This is a genomic window from Hephaestia sp. MAHUQ-44 (assembly GCF_023806085.1).
GTDB lineage: Bacteria > Pseudomonadota > Alphaproteobacteria > Sphingomonadales > Sphingomonadaceae > Sphingomonas.
Genome location: NZ_JAMSLX010000008.1, coordinates 62,586 through 80,815 on the forward strand (window position 1 = coordinate 62,586; position 18,230 = coordinate 80,815).

An 18,230-nucleotide genomic window follows, 5' to 3' on the forward strand; every position below is an offset into this window, starting at 1 on the left:
GCGCCTGAGTTTAACCGGCCGGTCCGCAATAGGTCAGCCCGACGCCGTCCCACATTCCTGAACTGACAAGCATGGCCCGTGCCGATTCGGCGAAGCGAAGCTTGATCTTGTCGGGCGCGCGATGGCCCTCGGCCTGGCAGGTCGCGGCGATATCGTAACCGCCGGGCGCCTTCACGACGCTGTCGAAGCTGCACGAGACTTCGCCCGCGGTGGTGAGGCGGCGTTCCTCGAACCGCCACGCGCCCGAATCGCAGGCCTGTTGCGTCGCCGCCCAGCGGCCGACGTAGCGATATGGGGAGTCTGCTGGTGGCAGACTGCCCGCGGAGGTCGACGCGGCGATATTTGCGCTGTCGTGCGGGGGCAGGGTGCCCTCATCGGGGGCGACCTCGGTGAAGGCCACGTCGCCGACCTGCGTTTCGTTGGCGGTTTGCGGTGCCTGCTGGCACGCGGCGAGGCACAGCCCGGTGGCGAGGAGCGCGGTACGCATCGGCAATCTCCCTTACGCTGGGTGACGCCAACGGTGCACGGCCGGAGGAGGTTCCCCTTGTCGGCTGCGCGCCCGAACGGTAGGTTCGCGCTTCGTTCCATCGCTGGAGAGCCGATTTGGACCTGGTTACTGCCCTTTTGTTCTCGGTTTTTCTGATGGTCGGGCTCGTACTCGGCTGGTTCGTGGGCAACCGCGGAACGACCGCGGCGCGGGCCGAACGCGATGCCCGGACCGAGGAGTTCCGCAAGGCGATCACCGATCTTGCGGGTGCAGAGGAACGCGCCAAGGCCGCCGATGGACTGCGCGCCGAACTGGCCGTGTTGCGTGACGACCGCGATGCCGCGCGCACCGATCTGGCCACGCTCAAGGCCGATGCGCGCGCCTTCGAGGCACGGCTGGCCGAGTTGAAGGAAGCGAAAGACCTCATGGCGTCACAATTCGCCGAGGTCGCCAACAAGCTGCTCGGCGAAGCGCAGGCCAGCTTCCTCGAACGCGCGCAGCAACGGTTCGCGCAAGCCGGCGAATCGAACGAGGCCAAGCTGAAGGCGCTGCTCCAGCCGGTCGAGCATACGCTCAAACGCTATGAGGAGAATGTCGCCAAGGTCGAGACCGAGCGCAAGGAAGCGTATGGCAACCTCACCGGCCTAATCGATGCGATGCGGATCGGGCAGGAATCGGTGCGTGGCGAGGCGGCGAAGCTCGTCAACGCACTCCGCTCGGCCCCCAAGGCGCGCGGGCGCTGGGGCGAGCAGCAATTGCGCAACGTGCTCGAGACGTGCGGGCTTGCCGAGCACACCGATTTCGAGATGGAAGTGAGCGTTGCGAGCGACGGCGGGCGGCTGCGCCCCGATGCGATCGTGCGCATCCCCGGCGGCAAGAGCCTGGTGATCGATGCCAAGGTGTCGCTCAACGCCTATCAGGACGCGTACGGCGCGGTCGACGAGACCGAGCGCGCGAGCCATATGGCGGCGCATGTCGCCTCGATGAAGACGCATATCAACGCGCTCGGCGCCAAGGCGTATCAGACGCAGTTCGAGGATACGCCAGATTATGTCATCATGTTCGTGCCCGGCGAGCATTTTCTCTCGGCGGCGCTCGATTCCGCGCCCGATCTTTGGGACTATGCCTTCGATCGCCGCGTGCTGATCGCGACGCCGACCAATCTGATCGCGATCGCGCGCACGGTGGCGGCGGTCTGGCGGCAGGAGAAGCTTGCCGGCGAGGCGCGCGAGATCGCGGCGCTGGGCAAGGAACTCCACGCGCGGCTGGCGGTGATGGGGGGGCATGTCTCGCGACTGGGGAAGAATCTCGAAACCGCGATGGGCGCCTACAACGCGTTCGTCGGCAGCCTCGAATCGCAGGTCATGACGAGCGCCAAGCGCTTCGAAACGCTCAATATCGATACCGCAGGCAAGGCGATCGACGCGCTGCCGGTGGTCGAACAGTCACCGCGCCCGCTGACCAAGCTCGCCGCGGTGCCCGAGATCGACGCGGGGGCGGCGGAATAACCCACCACCCCGAGGCCGACGCGTTTTTACCGCGACGTCTTGCGCAACGTCACCGATCCTTCGCGACTGCTCAGCGTGAGGGTCTGGCCGCGCTGCTGCGTGGTTACCGGGCCGTCGAGGATCTTGAGGAAGCGGTTTTCGACCGTCATCGCATTGCCCTGGCACATCATCCTGGTCACCGCGAGCTTGCCGGTCAGCAACGTATCGCGCCGCTCCTGATATTCACCGTTGAAGCGATTGCAGCCGGCGCTGCCCTGAATCCGTCCCTCGCGGGTGAATTCGACCGTGGCGGGACGATCGAGCCGCACCTGCCGGCCATCGATCGCGTCGATCGTCCAGCTGGTGCCGGAGAGGCCGGCGCCGGGTCGACCCGGACCGCCGGGCCCCGGCCGATCCGGCCGATCGTTGCCGATGCCGCCGCAACCGCGCACGGTGCCGCGCCGCGTGGTGACACGCACCGTATCGGGATAGCGCCGATCGCTCATCCCGTCGCTGCACGGGGTACGCGTGATATCGACCGTGAGTTGGCGCGTCTGGTAGCGCCGACCGTTGGTCGTGGTGCGTGGCTCGGGGGTAGGGACCTCGACGACATTCTGCCCGTAATCGCCTTCGTACCGCATCGTGCGCGATCCGATCGTCAGCGCCCAGCCGGGCTCGGTGCCGATCGCGCGGTAGCTATCGCTTGCCGGCGGCCGCGGGCGCGGCGGCGGGCCGGGCCGATCGGGGGCAGGGGCTTGATCCATGACACAGCCCGCCAATCCGGCGGCCCCCATGAGCATGATGATGGAACGGCGCATTGATGTGATCTCCTTCATTGTCGGGGTGCAACGATCGACATGAACCGGAGGTTGCGCCTCAGCCGCGATGTTGGGCGAGAACCTCATACGCCATCACCGCGGTGGCCACCGCCGCGTTGAGGCTGTCGGCCTTGCCGAGCATCGGCAGCTTGACCAGCAGATCGCACGCGGCCTCATAGGTTTCGGGCAGGCCTTGCGCCTCGTTCCCCGTCAGCAGGAAGGTGGGGGCGGTATAGCGCGCGGCGCGATAATCGTGATCGGTGTCGAGGCTGAGCCCGACGAGCTGGCCGGGCCCGGCGCGCAGCCAAAGGAGGAAATCCTCCCACCGCGCCTTGACGATCGGGATCGTGAACAAGGCGCCCATGCTCGCCCGCACCGCCTCGACCGAGAACGGATCGACGCAATCGTCGATCAGGATCAGCCCGCCCGCACCAACCGCATCGCCGGTGCGCAGGATCGTGCCGAGATTGCCCGGATCGCGCAGTTTTTCGGCGACCAGCCAGAGCGGCGCAATGGTGCGGTCGATCGTATCGAGCGGGGTCAGAAATTCGGCGAACACGCCCACCACCGCCTGCGGATTATCTTTGCCCGAGAGCTTGGAGAGGATGTCGGGCGTCGTCTCGATCACGTCGCCGCCCGCCGATTCCACCGCTTCGACAAGCGCCTCGACGAGTGGGTGCCCCGCGCTCTGGCGGGCGAAGAACAGCATTTCGGGAAGCCGCCCGGTCTCGCGGGCCTCGGTCAGGATGCGCAGCCCTTCGGCGAGGAACAGCCCTTCGTCGCGGCGATGTTTCTTATCGCGCAGCGTGCGGACCCGCTTGATCAGCGGGTTGGAATAAGCGGTGATCTCACGGGGCATTATTCCTCGCCGAACTTGTCCTCGACCAGCCGGACCAGCGCGGCGACGGTTTCTTCCGCGCCCACGCCCGTCGCGCTGATCGTGATCGAATCGCCCATCGCCGCGCCGAGCATCATCAGCCCCATGATCGAGGTGCCCGTCACCGGCGTCCCGTCCTTCGACACCGATACCTCGCACGGCAGCGTCGCGGCCAGGGTCACGAACTTGGCGCTCGCCCGCGCGTGCAGGCCACGCTTGTTGGTGATGTCGACCACCGATTCGGCCTGCATCAGGCGATCGCCTCGCCCAGCACTTCGGAAGCGACCGAGATATATTTGCGCCCGGCCTCGCGCGCAGCGGCGACGGCGTCGGCGACCTTCATCACCTTGCGCGCGCCTTCGAGCCGGATCAGCATCGGCAGGTTGACGCCCGCGATCACTTCCACCCGGCCCGCTTCCATCAACGAGATGGCGAGGTTGGAGGGGGTGCCGCCGAACAGGTCGGTCAGCACGATCACCCCGCTGCCGGTATCGGCCGCAGCGATCGCCGCGGCGATGTCTGCGCGGCGTATCTCCATGTCGTCTTCGGGGCCGATGCAGATCGTCCCGATTCGTTCCTGCTTGCCGACAACGTGCTCCATCGCGGTGACGAACTCTTCCGCGAGCCGCCCATGCGTGACGATGACGAGGCCAATCATGATGCTGATACTTCCCGAAACTGCCCGAATTTCATCAAGCGCCCTCTGCTCACGCGCCGGTCGCGGCATCCTCCAGCGTGTCCTGCGGCGCGGTTCCAAGATCGCGATGCGAGACCGTGGGCGAAAATCCTTCCGCGTGCAACCACGCGGCGAAGCGTTCGGCGACATGGACCGATCGGTGTCTCCCGCCGGTACACCCGAACGCGATCGTGACATAGGCCTTGCCCTCGGCCCGATAGCGCGGGAGCAGCAACGCCAGCAGCGATTCGATCCGTGTCATCGCTTCTTCATAAGCGGGATCGGCGGCAATGTACGCGCTGACATCGGCGTCGAGCCCGGTGCCGGGGCGCAGCGCATCGACCCAATGCGGGTTGCGCAGGAAACGCATGTCGAACACCAGATCGGCGTTGCGGGGGATGCCGCGCGAATAACCGAACGACATGACCGAGAGCGTCGGCTGATCGAGCCCGTCGCGCGCGAAGGTCTTGCGGATCTGCTGCTTGAGTTCGTTGGGCGCGAGATCGCCGGTGTCGATCAACCGGTTCGCCCAGCGTCTGAGCGGCGCCAGCAGCTCGCGTTCGCGCCAGATCCCGTCGCTCGCCGGGCGATCGGGCGCCAGCGGGTGACGACGGCGGGTCTCGTCATAGCGCCGTTCGAGTTCCTGCCCCGGACAATCGAGGAACAGCGTGCCGATGTCGTACCCGTGCCGCTCGCGCAGTGCCTTGATCCGCTCGACGATGCGCTGGGGATCGAAATCGCGCGTGCGGGTGCCGATCCCGAGCGCGAGCGGCCGCGAATCGCTTTCGGCATCCTTGGCGGGCGGCGCCGACAGCAAACGATCGAGCAGCACCAGCGGCAGATTGTCGACGACCTCCCACCCCAGATCTTCCAGCGTCTTGAGCACGGTCGATTTGCCCGCGCCCGACATGCCGGTGACCAGCAGGATCTCCTTCGGCACATGCTTCATGCTGTGCCCTGCCGCGCCAGCGCGAGTTCGACCTTGATCGGTGCCGATGCTTCGTGTGCATTGAGCGCGATTTCGGGAACGACGATCCCCGCGATCAGACGGTCGCTGTCGTCGGCGGGCATCCGTTCGGGGCGCTCGACCAGCCGCACCAGCAACGCCACCGGGGCGCGATCGACATGCGGCATGTCGACGATGCCGAGCGCGCGTACCTCGATCTGCCCGGCGATCGTCGCGGGGGGCGAGGCCTTGAGCGTGCCGTTTTCGCGCGTGAGGATCGTGTAATCGTCGGCCACGAGTTGCGCGCCACGATCGATCAGGCGCAGCGCGAGATCGGATTTGCCGCTGCCCGACGGGCCTTCGATCAGCACCGCACGGCCGTGAACGGCAACGCAGGAGGCATGGAGCGTTTCCGACGAGACAATTGCCATATCCAATCCCTCATCAAGCCAACGCCCATCACGAGTCGGCGCGCGGCAGCCGCACCACGAACCGTGCACCGCTCAGCCGGTCGTCGCGCGATTCGACCGCGATCCTTCCCTGATGCCCCTCGACGATGGTGCGCGCAATGGCGAGGCCCAGCCCCGAATGCGTCCCGAACGCCTCGCCTTCGGGGCGAATCGACTGGAAACGGCGGAAAATCGCGTCGCGGGCCTCCTCGGGAACGCCGGGGCCTTCATCCTCGACGCGCACCACGAGCGTATCATCCTCGCGGACGATCGACAGCGCGATCAGGCCATCGTCGGGCGAGAAGGAAATCGCATTGTCGATCAGATTCTCGAACACGCGTTCGAGCCGGGCGCCGTCACCCATCACGATCAGCGATCCGGTGTCGGGCGTATCATAGGCAATGCGGATACCCCGCTCGACCCCGCGATTGGTGCGCGCGTCGAGCAGCGCGCCGATCAGCGCGCCGATATCGATCGGATCGAATTTGGCCCGGCTCAACTGCGCGTCGAGCCGCGACGCATCCGAAATATCGGTGATCAGCCGGTCGAGCCGATGGATGTCGTCGCGCACGATGCCGAGCAGCCGCGCCCGCAGGTCGGGATCGTCGACGGTCGCAAGACTCTCGGCGGCCGAGCGCAGCGACGCGAGTGGGTTCTTGAGTTCGTGGGTGACGTCGGCGGCGAACGCTTCGGTCGCGTCGATCCGCGCGCGCAACGCCTGGCTCATATCCGACAGCGCACGGGCGAGCAGGCCGATCTCGTCGCGGCGCGAGGGCAGCCGGGGGACGACAACTTCGCGCGCACGCCCCAGTCGGACGCGAATCGCTGCACGCGCCAGCCGCCCGAGCGGTCGCACGATCGTTCGCGCGAGGAACAGCGACAGCAGCACCGAAACGAACGTGACGATGCCGAGCACCACGCTCAGCCGATAGCGTTCGACACGCACCGTCTGCGTGATGTCGCGCGCGTTGACGGTGGTCATCACCGTGCCGCCATTGGGCAGCGCGGCGGCCGCGGTGATGACCGGCGTCCGATCGGGCGCGCGCCATACCGTCGTCGGCATCGTCCGCGTCGCGTGGGCGGTGCGGACATCGGGCCAGTCGTAGCCCGCCTTATGCTCGCGATAGAGCGGCGCGCGCGTGGCGCCGACGACGGTGTCGATCACCGCGTCGAGAAAGCGCGCGGCATTCTGTTGCCAGGGTTCCTTGTCGGGATCGACCAGCCGGAAATTCTTGAGCCCGAGCGCGCGGCTGTCGGCGATTTCGGTGCCCGCATCGTCGTACAGGCGGATGCGGGCACCGGTATCGCGCGCGAGCCGGAGCAACAGCCGGTCGCGGCGCTCGGGCGCGGCATCGGCGAGCGCCTCGGCAACGAGGCGCACCTCGCGCGCGGCCTGATCGACGCGACTGTCCTCGATCCGGCTGCGATACGAATCGAGGTAGAAGAACCCGCCCGCCAGCAAGGCCAGCGCGAAGATATTGACGGCAAGGATGCGCGGCGTGAGCGAGACCCGACCCGACCAGCGGAGCGCAAGGTCGCGATCGTCACTCCTCGGAGAATCGGTAACCGGCGCCATACAATGTTTCGATTGCGTCGAATTCGGGATCGAATTGACGGAATTTGCGGCGAATCCGCTTGATGTGGCTGTCGATCGTGCGGTCGTCGACATAGATGTCGTCGTGATAGGCCGCATCCATCAACTGGTTGCGCGTTTTGACGATGCCGGGGCGTTGCGCGAGCGTTTCGAGGATCAGGAATTCGGTGACCGTCAGCGTCACGGGCTTGTCGTTCCAGGTCACCCGGTGGCGCGGCGGATCCATCGACAGCCGTCCGCGTACAAGGATTTCCGCGGTTTCCGCCTCGCCCTCGGTGACGCCCTGCGCAAGCTCCGTCCGGCGCAGGATCGCCCTGATCCGCGCGATCAGCAGCCGCTGCGAAAACGGCTTGGCGATATAATCGTCGGCGCCCATCGCCAGCCCGAGCGCCTCATCGAGCTCGTCATCCTTCGAGGTGAGGAAAATGACCGGCGTGGTCACCTTCTCGCGCAGGCGGCGCAGCAGTTCGAGCCCGTCCATCCGGGGCATCTTGATATCGAGCACCGCGAGATCCGCCGGATTCTCGATCAGCGCCTTCAGCGCCGCTTCGCCATCCGAATAGACCCGGGTCAGGAATCCTTCTGCCTGCAGCGCAATTGATACCGAGGTGAGGATATTCCGATCATCGTCGACCAGCGCGATCGTGGCAGCCATGCGCGGGCGTCTCCGTGCTGTGAGCGAATCGCCTAGGGCAATCGGGCCGATTGCTCAACTCGGGCGTTTGACGTGGGTCAACCCGCCCGATAAGCGCGAAGGTAAATTGGTATCGGATGCGACGACAGAGCGCACCGGCAATGTGGGAGAACGGAACCGTGGAGCGCACGCCGCTGATGGGCTTTGATGCCCAGGGTATCCGCACGGATGCACGATTATACTGGAATTTGCAGACCGCGCCGCTGGTCGAGGAGGCGGTCCGGCGCGGGGAGGGGCATCTTGCCGCCGATGGCCCGCTGGTCGTCGCGACCGGGCGCCACACCGGCCGTTCGGCGCGCGATAAATTCACCGTCCGCGACGCCGGGACCACCGATACGATCTGGTGGGGGGAATCCAACCAGCCGATGACGCCCGACCATTTCGCCGCGCTCAAGGCCGATTTTCTGACCGCGCTCGGCGCGAAACAGGATCTGTTCGTCCAGGATCTGTACGGTGGATCGCAGCCCGAACATCGCGTCGGCGTGCGCGTCATCACCGAACTGGCGTGGCACAGCCTGTTCATCCGCACGATGCTGGTGCGCCCCGAGGCCGAGGCATTGCGCGGTTTCGTGCCCGATTACACGATCATCGATCTGCCCAGTTTCCGCGCCGATCCGGCACGCCACGGCTGCCGCAGCGAGACCGTGATTGCGGTCAATCTGACCGACCGACTGATCCTGATCGGCGGCACCGCTTATGCCGGCGAGATGAAGAAATCGGTGTTCGGCCTGCTCAACTATCTGCTGCCGCCCAAGGGCATCATGCCGATGCATTGTTCGGCCAATATCGGCCCCAAAGGCGATACGGCGGTGTTTTTCGGGCTGTCGGGGACGGGCAAGACGACGCTGTCGGCCGATGCCAGCCGCACCTTGATCGGCGACGACGAACATGGCTGGTCCGATACTGCGGTGTTCAATTTTGAAGGCGGTTGCTACGCCAAGATGATCCGGCTTTCCGAAGAGGCCGAGCCCGAGATTTTCGCGACCACCAAACGGTTCGGCACCGTGCTCGAAAATGTCGTGATGGACCCGGTGTCGCGGACGCTCGATTTCGACGACGCGCGGCTCGCGGAAAATTCGCGCGGGGCCTATCCGATCGATTTCATCCCCAATGCCAGCGCCGACAATATGGGGCCGGTGCCGCGCAATGTCGTGATGCTGACCGCCGATGCGTTCGGCGTGCTGCCGCCGATCGCGCGGCTGACCCCCGATCAGGCGATGTACCATTTCCTGTCGGGCTATACCGCCAAGGTCGCGGGTACCGAAATGGGGGTCACCGAGCCGCAGGCAACCTTTTCGACGTGCTTTGGTGCGCCGTTCATGCCGCGCCACCCTTCGGTCTACGGCAATCTCCTGAAAGAGCGGATCGCGCGCGGCAATGTCGATTGCTGGCTGATCAATACCGGCTGGACCGGCGGGCGCTATGGCGAGGGCAGCCGGATGCCGATCAAGGTGACGCGCGCCTTGCTCAAGGCCGCGCTCGACGGCAACCTTCACGCTGCGGACTTCCGCACCGATCCCAATTTCGGCTTCGAGGTGCCGGTCGCGGTCGAGGGGGTCGATAGCACGATCCTCGATCCGCGCCGGACCTGGGCCAGCCCCCATGCCTATGACAGCATGGCGGCGCGGCTGGCCGATCTGTTCGTCGAGAATTTCGCGCCGTTCGCCGAGCATGTCGACGACGGCGTGCGCCGCGCGGCGCCGCGGGTGGCGGTCGTCGGATAGAAACCGGACACGCCGCATCGCGCGACCGGTGGAAGCATGATAGGCAGGGCGATCATCGCAGGAGACGACGCATGGGCTTACTTGACGGGCTGCTGAGCCAGATCACCGACAATGTCGACATCGCCAACCTCGCTGCGAAGGTCGGGCTCGATCCCGCGCAGGTAGAGCAGGCGGTGGCCGCGCTGGCACAGGCGCATCCGCAGCCCGGCGATACCGCCGAACAGGCCGCCGCGGCGACCGGCCTGTCGGCCGACTCACTACGCCAGATCGTCGAGCAGATCGGCGGCGAGGGCGCGCTCGGGCGCTTTGCCGGGCTGTTGGGCGGCGAGGGCGCTGCCGGTGGTCTGGGCGGTCTCGTTTCCGGCTTCCTGAAGCGCTGACGAAAACCGGGGGTCAGTCGTCGGCGGGCTCGGTAAGGAGGGCGCTGCCGTCGACCCCGGTCACCCGCACGCGGCGCCCGACCGCGGTATCGGGACCGTGCGCGGGCCAGCTTCCGTCACCGACACGCACCCGGCCCGCGCCGTTTTCGATCGCGTCGGTCACCACCACGATTTCACCGATCAACCGCGCGACGCGATCGTTGAGCAGCGGATCGGACGATTCGACCGGATAATCGCGATACCAGCGCTTACCGATCAGCACGGCGACCGCGGCCCAGATCCCGAACGATGCGAACTGGGCGACCGGCGACAGATCAGCGAGCACCAGCGTTGCGACGCCGGTGATCGCCGCCGCGATCGCGAGGAAGATCAGGAACACCCCCGGCACCATCAGTTCGGCGATGCCGAGCCCCACCGCAAGGATCAGCCACAGCCATCCCGCCTCACCGAGCAGCGCGTCCAGCGTCATTGCGCGCCGGGTTCGAACGGCCCGCGTTTGCGCGATGCTGGCGCCGGCACGGGGGGTGTCGCGGGCGCCTGATTGGCGAGCGCGTCCTTCGCGAGTTCACCGATTCCGCCCAGCGTGCCGATCAACTGCGTCGCCTCGACCGGGAACAGGATCGTTTTGGCGTTGGGTGAGGTCGCGAACTTGCCGATCGCTTCGACATATTTCTGCGCGACGAAATAGTTGATCGCCTGCGTGCCGCCGCCCGCGATCGCATCCGAGACGACCTTGGTCGCCTGCGCTTCGGCTTCGGCGGCCCGCTCGCGCGCCTCCGAATCGCGGAACACCGCTTCGCGCCGGCCTTCGGCCTCGAGGATCTTCGATTGCTTCTCGCCCTCGGCGCGCAGGATCGCGCTAGCGCGCGCGCCCTCGGCATCGAGGATATTGGCGCGCTTTTCACGCTCGGCTTTCATCTGGCGCGCCATCGCGTTGACGATATCGACCGGCGGGCGGATGTCCTTGATCTCGACTCGCGTGATCTTGACACCCCATGGATTGGTCGCGTGATCGACCACGTTCAGGAGCCGCACGTTGATCTCGTCGCGCTTCGACAAGGTCTCGTCGAGGTCCATCGACCCCATCACGGTCCTGAGATTGGTGGTCGAAAGCTGCATGATGCCGACGAACAGATCGGAGACTTCATACGCCGCCTTGGCCGCGTCGAGCACCTGGAAGAACACCACGGCATCGACCGCGACCATCGCGTTGTCCTTGGTGATGATTTCCTGCCCGGGAATATCGAGCACCTGTTCCATCATGTTCACCTTGCGGCCGACACGATAGAAAAAGGCGGGGTAGAAATTGAACCCCGGGGGTGCGACCGCGGTGAAGCGGCCAAAGTGTTCGATCGTATATTGAAAGCCTTGGCGCACGATTTTAACGCTCGACATGAGATAAAAGAGCACCAGGACCAGCACCAGCGCGGCAGCGAGCAAACCCATCGTCATCCCCCGGACATAACAGCCGGACCGGCGCAACTGCCGGCCATAAGGGCAGACTAGCACAGCCGGGGGCAAGCCTCATCATAAACCGGACGTGACGCGATGGCGGCGCCCGATATGGCCCCCTAGCGGAGAAGCGTGGTGTTGGTTACATGGGCCGCCACACATCCCCCGCGCAGGATCCGGCACTCCATGGAAATCAGACTCGGCCTCACCTTCGACGATGTTCTGCTGCAACCGGCGGAATCGAGCGTGCTGCCGAGCCAGGCCGACACCCGATCACGCCTCAGCCGCGAGATCGCGCTCAACATCCCGATCCTGTCGTCGGCGATGGATACCGTCACCGAAGCCGACATGGCGATCGTGATGGCGCAGCTTGGCGGCATCGGCGTGCTTCACCGCAACCTGACGGTGGAGGAACAATGCGACGCCGTGCGGCAGGTCAAGCGCTACGAAAGCGGCATGGTGGTCAACCCCATCACGATCGCGCCCGATGCGACGCTTGCCGAGGCGCAGGCGTTGATGACCGACAATCGCATCAGCGGCATTCCGGTGACCGAGAAGGACGGCACGCTGGTCGGTATCCTGACGCACCGCGACGTGCGCTTTGCCGAGAATCCGCGCCAGCGGGTTTCCGAACTGATGACGCACGAGGATCTGGCGACGGTGCGTACCGGCGTCGGCCAGAGCGAAGCGCGCCGGCTGCTCCACCAGCGGCGGATCGAGAAGCTGCTGGTCGTCGACGATGCCTATCGCTGCGTCGGGCTGATCACCGTCAAGGATATCGAGAAATCGGTGACCTATCCCGATGCCACCAAGGACGGCGCGGGCCGGCTGCGCGTGGCAGCGGCGACGACGGTGGGCGACAAGGGCTTCGAGCGGACCGAGGCGCTGGTCGATGCCGAGGTCGACCTGATCGTGATCGATACCGCGCACGGGCATAATCGTGAGGTTGCCGCCGCGGTCGAGCGGGTCAAGAAGCTCTCCAACGCGGTGCAGGTGATCGCGGGCAATGTCGCCACCGCCGAGGCGACGCGCGCGCTGATCGATGCCGGTGCCGACGGGATCAAGGTCGGGATCGGGCCGGGCTCGATCTGCACCACGCGGATCGTCGCCGGGGTGGGCGTGCCGCAGCTTACCGCGGTGATGGATTGCGCCGAGGAGGCGGCGAAATCGAACGTGCCGGTGATCGCCGACGGCGGCATCCGCACCTCGGGCGATATCGCCAAGGCACTGGCCGCTGGCGCCTCGACCTGCATGATCGGTTCGCTGCTCGCCGGCACCGAAGAAGCACCGGGCAACACGTTCCTGTATCAGGGCCGCGCCTATAAGAGCTACCGCGGCATGGGATCGGTCGGCGCGATGGGGCGCGGATCGGCCGATCGCTATTTTCAGGGCGACATCAAGGACCAGCTCAAGCTGGTGCCCGAAGGCATCGAAGGCCAGGTCGCGTTCAAGGGGCCGGCGAAGGATGTCATCCACCAGCTCGTCGGCGGCGTGAAGGCCGCGATGGGCTATACCGGCGCGGCGACGATCCCCGAGCTTCAGCGGCGCGCGCAATTCGTGCAGATTACCGGTGCGGGCCTGCGCGAAAGCCACGTCCATGACGTCACGATCACGCGCGAAGCGCCGAACTACCCCAACCGATGACGCCCGGTGGGCGCGTCAAGGCGGCGATCGAATTGCTCGATGCGATCGCTGCCGCCGCGCGCGACCAGGGACCGGCGGCGGATACGCTGATCGCACGCTATTTCGCTGAGCGGCGTTATGCGGGCAGCAAGGATCGCCGTGCGGTGCGCGAACTGGTTTATGCCGCGATCCGATTGCTTGGCGAGCGGCCCGACAATGGCCGGCAGGCGATCGTCGCGCTGGCGCGGCACGATCCGGCGGTCGCGGCGATGATCGACGGATCACCGCACGCCCCGCCGCCGATCGACCCGGCCGAGCCCGGTGCCGCTGCGGGCGTGGCACCCGCGTGGCTCGTCAAGCGTCTCGAACGATCGGGGATGGCGGCCGATACGCTGCCGGCGCTGCTTGAGCGCGCGCCGCTCGATATCCGCGTCAACCGATCGATTGCCGATCCCGCCGCGATCGCCGCCGAGATCGAGGGGGCCGCACGCTTGCCCCATGCGCCCGATGGCCTGCGCCTGCCGAGCGGCACCGCCGTCGAACAACTCGCGGCATGGCGGCGCGGCGCGATCGAGGTGCAGGACGAGGGCAGCCAGATCGTCACGATGGCGGCCGCGGCCGCACCGGGGATGCGCGTGGTCGATCTGTGCGCGGGGGCGGGCGGCAAGACGCTGGCGCTGGCCGCGACGATGGACAACCAGGGCGATATCCTCGCCTGCGATACCGATCGTGCCCGGCTGTCACGACTCGCACCGCGCGCTGCCCGCGCCGGGGTGACGATCATTGAGACGCGGCTGCTCAACCCCGGGCGCGAAGCCGAAGCGCTGGCCGAGGATGCACAACGCGCCGATATCGTCCTGATCGACGCGCCCTGTTCGGGCACCGGCACCTGGCGCCGCAACCCCGAGGCGCGCTGGCGGCTCACGCCCGATCGGCTCGCCCGGCTGACGACGCTGCAGGCGCATCTGCTCGATGTGGCGTGTGCGTTGGTCAAGCCGGGCGGTGCGTTGGTCTATGTCGTGTGCTCGCTGCTCGATGAAGAAGGCGCCGGGCAAATCGCGGCATTCCTTGCCCGTCATCCCGGTTGGACACCCGAACCGCTGCACCTGCCTGCGGGTGCGGCGCGCGCCGCCGGCTGGCGGCTGACCCCCGCGCACGACGGCACCGACGGCTTTTTTGTCGCAAGGCTGATGCGCCCATGCTAGCGCTCAACCGCACGCGAATGCTGGAGAATGTCATGCGTTTCACCTCGGTTGCCATCGCTGCGGCGCTGACGCTGGTCACCGTATCGACCGCGCTGCACGGGCAGAAGCGCGACGACCAGATCGATCCGCGTTCGATGGCGCTGCTCGCGCAGGGTGAAGCAGCGGCGAAGACCGGCGACCTCGAAGGGGCAGCAGATACGCTCGAAACCGCGCTCGTGGTCGATCCGCGCAACCGCGCGGCGTTCGTGGCGCTGGGGGACGTGACCCACAAGCGCGGGATGCCGGGCAAGGCAATCCGGCTCTATCGCGAAGCACTCAATCTCGATCCCAACGACATCACCGCGTTACGCGGTGAGGGCGAGGCATTGGTCGCGCGCGGCGCGATCGATCAGGCCAAGGCCGATCTCGTCAAGATCCGCCGGCTGTGCGCCAGGGCGGTCTGCCCCGAAGCAGCGGCGCTCACCGCCGCGATTGCCAAGGGTCCGCCGGCCACCGCGCTGGCATCCAAGACCGAGAATGAGGCGCAGGCCGCCACCTCGGCCGAATAGTCAGGCCGACAGCGCGCGCGCGAGGATGATGAACTCGTCGACGCGCACCGTCTCGGCGCGGCGCGTCGGATCGATCCCGAGCGTGTCGAGCGCTGCCAGCGCGCCGGGGACGCCCTTGAGGCTCTGCCGCAGCATCTTGCGCCGCTGGCCGAACGCCGCCGCGGTAATGCGTTCGAGGATCGCGAACCGCACCCCCGAAGGTGCCTCGGTGGCGGTCAGATGGACCACTGCGGACATCACCTTGGGCGGCGGGGTGAAGGCCGAGCGATGGACCGTCATCGCGAGCCGCGCGTCGGCGCGCCACTGCGCCAGCACGGCGAGCCGGCCATAAGCATCGTCACCCGCCGCGGCGACGATCCGGTTGGCGACTTCGCGCTGGAACATCAGCGTCAGGCTCTGCCACCACGGAAGCCAGTCAGCCGACAGCCAGCGGACCAACAACGCGGTGCCGACATTGTACGGCAGATTGGCGACAATGTGCGGTTTGCCCGCGAACAGCGAGGGGGTATCGATCTCGAGCGCATCGCCCTCGATCACGCGCAACCGGCCCGGATAATGCGCCGCGAGTTCCTCAAGCGCGGGGATGCAGCGGCGATCGCGCTCGACCGCCGTCACCCGCGCGCCCGCCGCGAGCAATGCCCGCGTCAGCCCGCCGGGGCCGGGACCGACCTCGAACACCTCGGCATCCGAAAGGTCGCCCGGAATCGCGGCGATCCGACCGAGCAATTGCGAATCGAACAGGAAGTTCTGGCCAAGCGCCTTGCTGGCGCTCAACCCGTGTCGGGCAATGACCTCTCTGAGCGGCGGGAGCGCCGTCACGCGGCCGGGCAGGCGAGTGCGAGTCGGCGGTGTTCGACCGCGTTCGCGGCAAGCTGGATCGCCGCGATCATCGCGCCCGGCTCGGCCCGGTTCTCGCCCGCGATCGCAAAGGCGGTGCCGTGATCGGGCGAGGTCCGCACGATCGGCAGCCCGAGCGTCATGTTGACGCCCTCGTCGAAATGGAGCGTCTTGATCGGGATCAGGGCCTGATCGTGGTAGCAGCACATTGCGACGTCGTATGTCGCGCGGGCGCGGGGGTGGAACATCGTGTCGGCGGCAAAGGGGCCCGAGGCGAGGATGCCCTCATCGCGCAAGATCTGGATCGCGGGCGCGATGATGTCGATTTCCTCCCGACCCAGCGCGCCTTGCTCACCGGCATGGGGGTTGAACCCGGCAAAGGCGAGCCGGGGCGATTCGAGCCCGAAATTGCGGCACAGCCCGCGCGCGGTCGCCCGCGCCTTGGCAACGAGCAAGTCGATCGAGAGCAACTCGGATACCATCGCGAGCGGAACATGCGTTGTGATGGGCACCACGCGCAGACTGGGCCCCGCGAGCAGCATCACCGCATTCTCGCCCGCAATCCCGCACCGCTCGGCGACGAATTCGGTCTGGCCGGGATGGGTGAAACCGATGTCGTAGAGCTGGGCCTTGGAAACGGGCCCGGTAACGAGCCCGCCCGCCGCGCCGGTCTGCGCGAGCCCGGTGGCGAGTTCGAGCGACCGCAACGCGGTCTGCGCGCCGAGTCGGTCGGGCTGGCCGGGCTCGATGGCGCCGGAGCGTTCGATCGCGAGCACGGGGAGCCCATCCGCGAACGCGGCGGCGGCCTGCGCGGGCTCGAGCACGGTCGTGACGGGGCCATCCCACACCGCCGCGACCGACCGTGGATCGCCGACCGCGAAGAACGGCGCGAGGCCGTGCCGCTTGCGTTCCGCCCACGCCTTGGCGACGATTTCGGGCCCGATCCCGGCGGGATCGCCCAGCGCGATGGCGAGCGGCTTCATCGTCTCCGACGCGATGGGAGCCATCGCTTCATCGATATTCGACGATCGCGTCGCGCCGCAGGTCGCGCAGCATCTGCTGCGCGCGCAGGTTGACGCGCTGCTGTTCGATCTGGCTCTGGACCTGTGACGGATCAGGCAACTGGCCCGACTGGGGCGTGTCACGCCCGCACAGGACAAGCGCCCGCACGCCTTCCGACGGCGACCCGAACGGCGGGGTCGCCTCGCCGATGCTCATATTGAGCACGAGCTGTTGCAATTGCGGCGGCAGATCGCGCACGCGGACCTGATCGTTATCGACCAGCGTCGCGCCGATTTCCCTGGCGACCGCGGTGGCATCGCCGCATCCCTTGATCGCCTGCGTCGCCTGCGCGAACTTGCTGGCGCGCGCGCTGGCCTGATCCTGCGTCGTTCCCGGCGCGAACTCGATCGTCAACTGGCGCAGGCTGAGCCGGGCGTCGCGCGGATCGGCGGTCAACACCTTGCGTTCGTCGACCAGATACAGGATCGAAAAACCGCCCGAATTCGGGATCGGCCCGGCGACCTGGCCGACCTGCATCTGCTGCGCGGCCTCGGCAAGCGGCGCGGGCAGCGTGTTCGCCTGAATCCAGCCAAGATCGCCGCCGACCGCCTTGGTTGACGCTTCGGAATATTGCGCAAAATATTCAAAGGGATGTTGCCCCTTTTTGATTTCGTCCATCAGACCTTGCGCATTGTGTGCAACCTGATCAAGCCGATCGGGGGTCGCACCCAGGAAGATTTCCTTGAGGTGGTATTCGGGCTGGCCCTCCTGCGCCTTCAACCGATCGAGAATGCCCTGCACCTCCTCTTCGCCGACATTGACGAAGGGTTCGACCTGCTGGCCGAGATAGCGCTGCCAGGCGAGTTCGGCCTCGATCTGGAGCCGAAGCGAGCGATCCGACGAGCCGATCGAACGCAGATAGGCCCGCATCTCGTCAGGGGTCTTTTCGAAGTTCCGCGAGACGCGCGCGAACCCCTGGTTCACCTCGGCCGGGGTGACGGTGATCTTGTTGGCCTTAGCTTCCTGGATTTCCAGCGTCTCGTCGATCAACTGCGCCAGAATCTGGAGGCGCAGCCGCTCGAGATCGGCCGGGGGAAGATCGGGAATGTTGTTGGCCGCCTTGATGAGCGCGACCCGCTGATCGACGTCGGTGCCGGTGAGGACCGCATCGTTGACGATCGCGGTCGGCTTGCGGACGTTGGGATCGGCCTTGCCGAGGATCTGCGCGTCGGCGGGAATGTTCAGGTTGGCGGCCGAATTCGGCGCATCGTTCGGTTGTTGATCGGCAGTCTGCGCCACCAGCGCGGTGGCCAGCGCCAACCCGGCGGCAACCCCCAACCAGCGGCCAAAACCCGCCGCTTTCGTCCACGAAATCATCACGATGTTTTAAACCTCATTCGTCGCGGCCGCGCGTCGGCGGGCTCACCTATG

At 66.7% G+C, this 18,230-nt stretch carries 20 protein-coding genes; 6 read left to right on the forward strand and 14 right to left on the reverse strand.

Annotation, left to right across the window (positions count from 1 at the left end; translation table 11 throughout):
• Nucleotides 1-10 precede the first annotated feature (10 nt).
• Nucleotides 11-487, reverse strand: coding sequence for a hypothetical protein (locus NFE57_RS10335; RefSeq protein WP_252135500.1), 477 nt, complete (start codon nucleotides 485-487; stop codon nucleotides 11-13).
• A gap of 155 nt (nucleotides 488-642) precedes the next feature.
• On the opposite strand from NFE57_RS10335, the gene NFE57_RS10340 reads away from it, so the two are divergent.
• The gene (locus NFE57_RS10340) at nucleotides 643-1,995 is read left to right on the forward strand and encodes a DNA recombination protein RmuC (RefSeq protein ID WP_252135501.1); all 1,353 of its coding nucleotides are present in this window, start codon (nucleotides 643-645) and stop codon (nucleotides 1,993-1,995) included.
• A gap of 26 nt (nucleotides 1,996-2,021) precedes the next feature.
• Here NFE57_RS10340 and NFE57_RS10345 read toward each other — a convergent pair whose 3' ends face one another.
• The 8 genes from NFE57_RS10345 to NFE57_RS10380 are packed head-to-tail and all read right to left on the reverse strand — an operon-like array spanning nucleotide 2,022 to nucleotide 7,989.
• Nucleotides 2,022-2,792: an META domain-containing protein gene (locus tag NFE57_RS10345; protein ID WP_252135502.1), complete on the reverse strand. Its 771-nt coding sequence runs from the start codon at nucleotides 2,790-2,792 to the stop codon at nucleotides 2,022-2,024.
• 58 nt (nucleotides 2,793-2,850) lie between these two features.
• Nucleotides 2,851-3,651: a TrmH family RNA methyltransferase gene (locus NFE57_RS10350; protein WP_252135503.1), complete on the reverse strand. Its 801-nt coding sequence runs from the start codon at nucleotides 3,649-3,651 to the stop codon at nucleotides 2,851-2,853.
• On the reverse strand, nucleotides 3,651-3,920 hold the full coding sequence (locus NFE57_RS10355; RefSeq protein WP_252135504.1) for an HPr family phosphocarrier protein: 270 nt from the start codon (nucleotides 3,918-3,920) through the stop codon (nucleotides 3,651-3,653). Before NFE57_RS10355 ends, NFE57_RS10350 begins: the two co-directional genes overlap by 1 nt.
• On the reverse strand, nucleotides 3,920-4,327 hold the full coding sequence (locus NFE57_RS10360) for a PTS sugar transporter subunit IIA (RefSeq protein ID WP_252135505.1): 408 nt from the start codon (nucleotides 4,325-4,327) through the stop codon (nucleotides 3,920-3,922). Before NFE57_RS10360 ends, NFE57_RS10355 begins: the two co-directional genes overlap by 1 nt.
• A gap of 49 nt (nucleotides 4,328-4,376) precedes the next feature.
• Nucleotides 4,377-5,294 (reverse strand): RNase adapter RapZ, encoded by a 918-nt coding sequence (rapZ, locus tag NFE57_RS10365; RefSeq protein WP_252135506.1) that lies wholly within the window; start codon nucleotides 5,292-5,294, stop codon nucleotides 4,377-4,379.
• Entirely contained in the window at nucleotides 5,291-5,722 is a 432-nt protein-coding gene (locus NFE57_RS10370; protein WP_252135507.1) for an HPr kinase/phosphorylase, read from the reverse strand. The genes rapZ and NFE57_RS10370 overlap by 4 nt, the downstream gene beginning before the upstream one ends.
• A gap of 28 nt (nucleotides 5,723-5,750) precedes the next feature.
• Complete coding sequence (locus NFE57_RS10375) at nucleotides 5,751-7,316, reverse strand: sensor histidine kinase (protein WP_252135508.1); 1,566 nt, start codon at nucleotides 7,314-7,316, stop codon at nucleotides 5,751-5,753.
• Nucleotides 7,285-7,989, reverse strand: coding sequence for a response regulator transcription factor (locus NFE57_RS10380; protein WP_252135509.1), 705 nt, complete (start codon nucleotides 7,987-7,989; stop codon nucleotides 7,285-7,287). Before NFE57_RS10380 ends, NFE57_RS10375 begins: the two co-directional genes overlap by 32 nt.
• A 176-nt stretch (nucleotides 7,990-8,165) precedes the next feature.
• On the opposite strand from NFE57_RS10380, the gene NFE57_RS10385 reads away from it, so the two are divergent.
• Together NFE57_RS10385 and NFE57_RS10390 are read left to right on the forward strand one after the other, a co-directional pair.
• Nucleotides 8,166-9,752: a phosphoenolpyruvate carboxykinase gene (locus NFE57_RS10385; RefSeq protein ID WP_252135607.1), complete on the forward strand. Its 1,587-nt coding sequence runs from the start codon at nucleotides 8,166-8,168 to the stop codon at nucleotides 9,750-9,752.
• 71 nt (nucleotides 9,753-9,823) lie between these two features.
• Nucleotides 9,824-10,132 (forward strand): hypothetical protein, encoded by a 309-nt coding sequence (locus NFE57_RS10390; RefSeq protein ID WP_252135510.1) that lies wholly within the window; start codon nucleotides 9,824-9,826, stop codon nucleotides 10,130-10,132.
• Nucleotides 10,133-10,145: 13 nt separating this feature from the next.
• Here the strand turns inward: NFE57_RS10390 and NFE57_RS10395 are convergent, their stop codons facing one another.
• Entirely contained in the window at nucleotides 10,146-10,601 is a 456-nt protein-coding gene (locus tag NFE57_RS10395) for an NfeD family protein (RefSeq protein ID WP_252135511.1), read from the reverse strand.
• Nucleotides 10,598-11,578: an SPFH domain-containing protein gene (locus NFE57_RS10400; protein WP_252135512.1), complete on the reverse strand. Its 981-nt coding sequence runs from the start codon at nucleotides 11,576-11,578 to the stop codon at nucleotides 10,598-10,600. The genes NFE57_RS10395 and NFE57_RS10400 overlap by 4 nt, the downstream gene beginning before the upstream one ends.
• A gap of 192 nt (nucleotides 11,579-11,770) precedes the next feature.
• On the opposite strand from NFE57_RS10400, the gene guaB reads away from it, so the two are divergent.
• The 3 genes from guaB to NFE57_RS10415 are packed head-to-tail and all read left to right on the forward strand — an operon-like array spanning nucleotide 11,771 to nucleotide 14,960.
• On the forward strand, nucleotides 11,771-13,228 hold the full coding sequence (gene guaB / locus NFE57_RS10405; protein WP_252135513.1) for an IMP dehydrogenase: 1,458 nt from the start codon (nucleotides 11,771-11,773) through the stop codon (nucleotides 13,226-13,228).
• Nucleotides 13,225-14,412 carry an RsmB/NOP family class I SAM-dependent RNA methyltransferase gene (locus tag NFE57_RS10410; protein WP_252135514.1) on the forward strand — a complete coding sequence of 396 codons (1,188 nt, stop codon included), beginning with the start codon at nucleotides 13,225-13,227 and terminating at the stop codon, nucleotides 14,410-14,412. The genes guaB and NFE57_RS10410 overlap by 4 nt, the downstream gene beginning before the upstream one ends.
• Complete coding sequence (locus NFE57_RS10415; protein WP_252135515.1) at nucleotides 14,406-14,960, forward strand: tetratricopeptide repeat protein; 555 nt, start codon at nucleotides 14,406-14,408, stop codon at nucleotides 14,958-14,960. Before NFE57_RS10410 ends, NFE57_RS10415 begins: the two co-directional genes overlap by 7 nt.
• Here NFE57_RS10415 and rsmA read toward each other — a convergent pair whose 3' ends face one another.
• From rsmA to NFE57_RS10430, 3 genes are read right to left on the reverse strand one after another with little or no spacing between them, the layout of a single operon-like run.
• Nucleotides 14,961-15,779, reverse strand: coding sequence for a 16S rRNA (adenine(1518)-N(6)/adenine(1519)-N(6))-dimethyltransferase RsmA (rsmA, locus tag NFE57_RS10420; RefSeq protein WP_252135516.1), 819 nt, complete (start codon nucleotides 15,777-15,779; stop codon nucleotides 14,961-14,963).
• Nucleotides 15,776-16,804 carry a 4-hydroxythreonine-4-phosphate dehydrogenase PdxA gene (gene pdxA / locus NFE57_RS10425; protein ID WP_252135517.1) on the reverse strand — a complete coding sequence of 343 codons (1,029 nt, stop codon included), beginning with the start codon at nucleotides 16,802-16,804 and terminating at the stop codon, nucleotides 15,776-15,778. The genes rsmA and pdxA overlap by 4 nt, the downstream gene beginning before the upstream one ends.
• Nucleotides 16,805-16,808: 4 nt before the next feature.
• Nucleotides 16,809-18,176, reverse strand: coding sequence for a peptidylprolyl isomerase (locus NFE57_RS10430; RefSeq protein WP_252135608.1), 1,368 nt, complete (start codon nucleotides 18,174-18,176; stop codon nucleotides 16,809-16,811).
• Between the last annotated feature and the right edge of the window lie 54 nt (nucleotides 18,177-18,230).